The 3,206-nt window shown below is 75.1% G+C and carries 2 protein-coding genes; both read left to right on the top strand.

Going from position 1 to position 3,206, the window contains the following annotated elements:
- Positions 1-629 (top strand): DsbA family protein (locus MNZ29_RS23825; protein WP_242357078.1); only part of this gene is annotated, 629 nt, incomplete at its 5' end.
- A gap of 160 nt (positions 630-789) precedes the next feature.
- On the top strand, positions 790-2,868 hold the full coding sequence (locus MNZ29_RS23820; protein WP_242332892.1) for an ATP-binding protein: 2,079 nt from the start codon (positions 790-792) through the stop codon (positions 2,866-2,868).
- Positions 2,869-3,206 lie beyond the last annotated feature (338 nt).

Genomic DNA, 3,206 nt, shown 5'->3' with positions numbered 1-3,206 from the left:
TCGCCGCCGTCGCGGGCGCGCGGGCCGCATACCCGCGCTACGCGTCCGTGGCGCCCGCGCCTCCCGCCGCGCGCGCCGGCGCGCCGGGGACCCCGACCCCGAGCCCGGCGGCGGCTCCGGCCCCCGGCGACCGCGTCATCGTCGAGTTCAGCGACTACGAGTGCCCGTTCTGCGCGCGCGCCCACGAGCAGCTCGCGCTCCTCCGCGCGGCGAGGCCGGACCTGGAGATCGTCCGCCGGCACTTCCCCCTCGACGCCGCGTGCAACCCCGCCCTGAAGCGCTCCATCCATCCGTCGGCGTGCTCCCTCGCGCGCGCCGCGATCTGCGCCGAGGCGCGGGGCCGCTTCGAGCAGATGGACGACGCGCTGTTCAAGAACCAGCAGGACAAGGCGCCGGTGGCGACCCTCGCGGCTCGCCTCGGGCTCGACCTCCCCGCGTTCGAGGCGTGCCTCGTGTCGCCCGCGACGGAGGCCCGGCTCTCCCGCGACGTCGCGGACGCGATGCGCGCCGGCGTGCGCGCGACGCCGTCGTACGTCGTGGGCGGCAAGGTCTACGCGGGCGAGCTCCCGCGGGAGCTCTGGAGCGCGCCCCCGGCCGCCCAGCCTCGCGCCCGCGCCGCCGAGCGCTGAGGCGCCGAGGGAGCGCGGGACCGGAGCTTCGTGGACGACCGCCGCGCCGAGCGCCCGCCTCGGTGGGCGCGCGTGCGCGATCGGCGTCGGTGTGGGAACAACGGCGCTCCGCGGCGGATTGGAACAGGGGACGACGGTGTCCCCCTGGACTCCCTTGGACGTGCTTCGACGCATCGGTGAGCGGTTGCGCAGCGACACGGTCGTCGCCCGCTACGGGCTCGCCGTCACGCTGGCCACCGCCGCGATCGGGCTCACGCTCGTGCTCTCGCCGGTGTTCCCGCACACGCTGACGGTGCTCGCGCTGGGGGCAGTCGCGGTGAGCACCGCGACCTGCGGCGCGGGCCCCGGGGTGCTCGTCATCGTCCTCGTCGTGGGCTGGTTCACCGCCTTGGTGGCGCCCACGCTCGATCGCGGCGAGGCGCTGCACTTCGTGCTCTTCGCGCTGGTGGGCGCCCTCATCGTCCGCACGAGCGGCTCGGCGCGCGCCTCGCTCCGCGCCGCCGTCGGCCTGCGTCGCGAGGGGGCGCGGCGGGTGCGCGCGCGGCTCGAGTCGCTGCGCGCGGTGACGCGCGCCGTGGACGAGGGCGTGTACGCCATCGGGCGGGACGGCCGCATCACGTACCTGAACGCGGCCGCGGAGCGCATGCTCGGGTACCGGAGCAAGGAGCTCGTCGGCCTCGAGATGAAGGCGGCGCTCCGCTGCAACCGCATCGAGGGGACCTGCTCGGGGAAGACGTGCCGGCTGCTGAACGTGATGGCCACCGGCCAGCCGCACCGCGGCGCCGACGACACGCTCACGCGCAAGGACGGCTCCTGCTTCCCGGTGCGCTACAGCTCCGCGCCCATCACCCGCGGCGGCAGGATCGTCGGCGCCGCCATCGCGTTCCAGGACATCACGGAGGAGCGGCGCGCCGCCAAGCGGGAGCGGTTCCTCGCGATCGCGACCGAGCAGCTCGCGAGCTCGCTCGGCTTCGACGAGACGCTCGCCCGGTCGGCGCGCGTCGCCCTCCCGCACCTCGGCGACTGGTGCGCGGTGGTCCTCGCCGGCGAATGCGGCGCCGCCGGTCGGGTCGCGGTGGAGGCGCTCGATCCGGCGCGCGCGCACGAGGGGTACGAGATCCTGCGCCGCACTCCCGTCGCTCCGCTGGCGGAGGACGGGTTCGGGATCGAGGTCCGGACGAGCGCACCCGAGCTCATCCGCGAGGTGGACAACCTCTCCGACCACGACGGCTCGACGGCTCGCGCACGCGAGGAGCTGCTCCGGAGGGTGGGCGTCCGGTCCTTCATGTCCGTCCCGCTCCGCGCGCGCGACCGGGTGCTCGGGACCATGGACTTCGGCATCGCGGGCTCGAGCAGGCGGTTCGACGCGGAGGATCTCGGCGTCGCCACGGAGCTGGCGCGCCGGTGCGCGCTCGCGATCGACAACGCCCGGCTCTACCAGCAGGCGCAGGACGCCATCCGCGCCCGCGACGACACCCTCGCCATCGTGTCGCACGATCTCAGGAACCCGCTCTCGGCCATCCGGATGGCCGCGAGCGTCGCCGCCGGGAGCACCGCGCCCGGCACCCCCGCCCGGAAGGCTTCCCAGTCCATCGAGCGCGTGTGCAACCGCATGAACCGCCTCATCGGCGATCTCGTCGACCTCGCGTCGATCGACGCGGGGCGGCTCTCGATCCTGCGCACCGCGATCTGCCCGGCGGGGCCCGTGGACGACGCCGTGGACGCGATCCGGCCGCTCGCGGAGCAGCTCGGCGTGCGCCTCGAGCTCGACCTCGCCGTCGACCCGCCGCGCGTGTGGGGCGACCGCGACCGCCTCCAGCAGGTCCTCGTGAACCTGCTCTCGAACGCGGTGAAGGTGAGCGCGCGCGGCGCGTCGGTCCGGCTGCGGTCCCGCGCGCTGCCCGGCACGGTGGTGTTCTCCGTGAGCGACCGCGGACCGGGGATCCCCCTCGAGCACCAGGCGCGCATCTTCGACCGGTACTGGCGCGATCCCTCGGTTCGCTACACGGGCACGGGCCTCGGCCTCTCGATCGCCCGCGGGATCATCGAGGCGCACGGCGGACGGCTGTGGGTCGTCAGCAGGCCCGGCGCCGGAGCGACGCTGCGGTTCACGATCCCGCTGGCGCCCGAAGCCGAGGTCGCGGAGCCGGAGCGCGCTCCCAGGGCGCCGGGCGCCGGCGCAGCCCCGGAGGTCGGAGCGTCGCGGTGGGCGATGGAAGGGGACCGGCGCGGGGCGTGAGACCGACCCTCCCTCCGCGAAGGCCGCGAACCCGTCCTCCGTCCACAGAAGGCTCGGCCCGCTCCGTGAGCCGCCGCAGAATCACGGGGCCCACATGCCCAGCTGCATCCCGGGACGGAGGGGCGCCACGTCAGCGCGCGAGAGCGGCGTCGGCCCTTCGCCCGCGTCGCGGCGGAAGCGATCCATGTGCTCGCGCCCGAAGCTCCTCTCTGCGTGAAGCAGATTGTGGGCTCGGCCTGACGGATCCCCTCAAATCAGCACACCTGAGCGGCAGCGATACGCTCTCGGAGTGAGTCCCATGGTTCTTCCGCCAGGGCGCCTTCGAGGAGGTCCGGCGC

It is taken from the genome of Anaeromyxobacter sp. SG64 (genome assembly GCF_022690745.1).
Classification (GTDB): domain Bacteria; phylum Myxococcota; class Myxococcia; order Myxococcales; family Anaeromyxobacteraceae; genus Anaeromyxobacter; species Anaeromyxobacter soli.
This window is presented reverse-complemented; position numbering and strand designations above follow the sequence as displayed.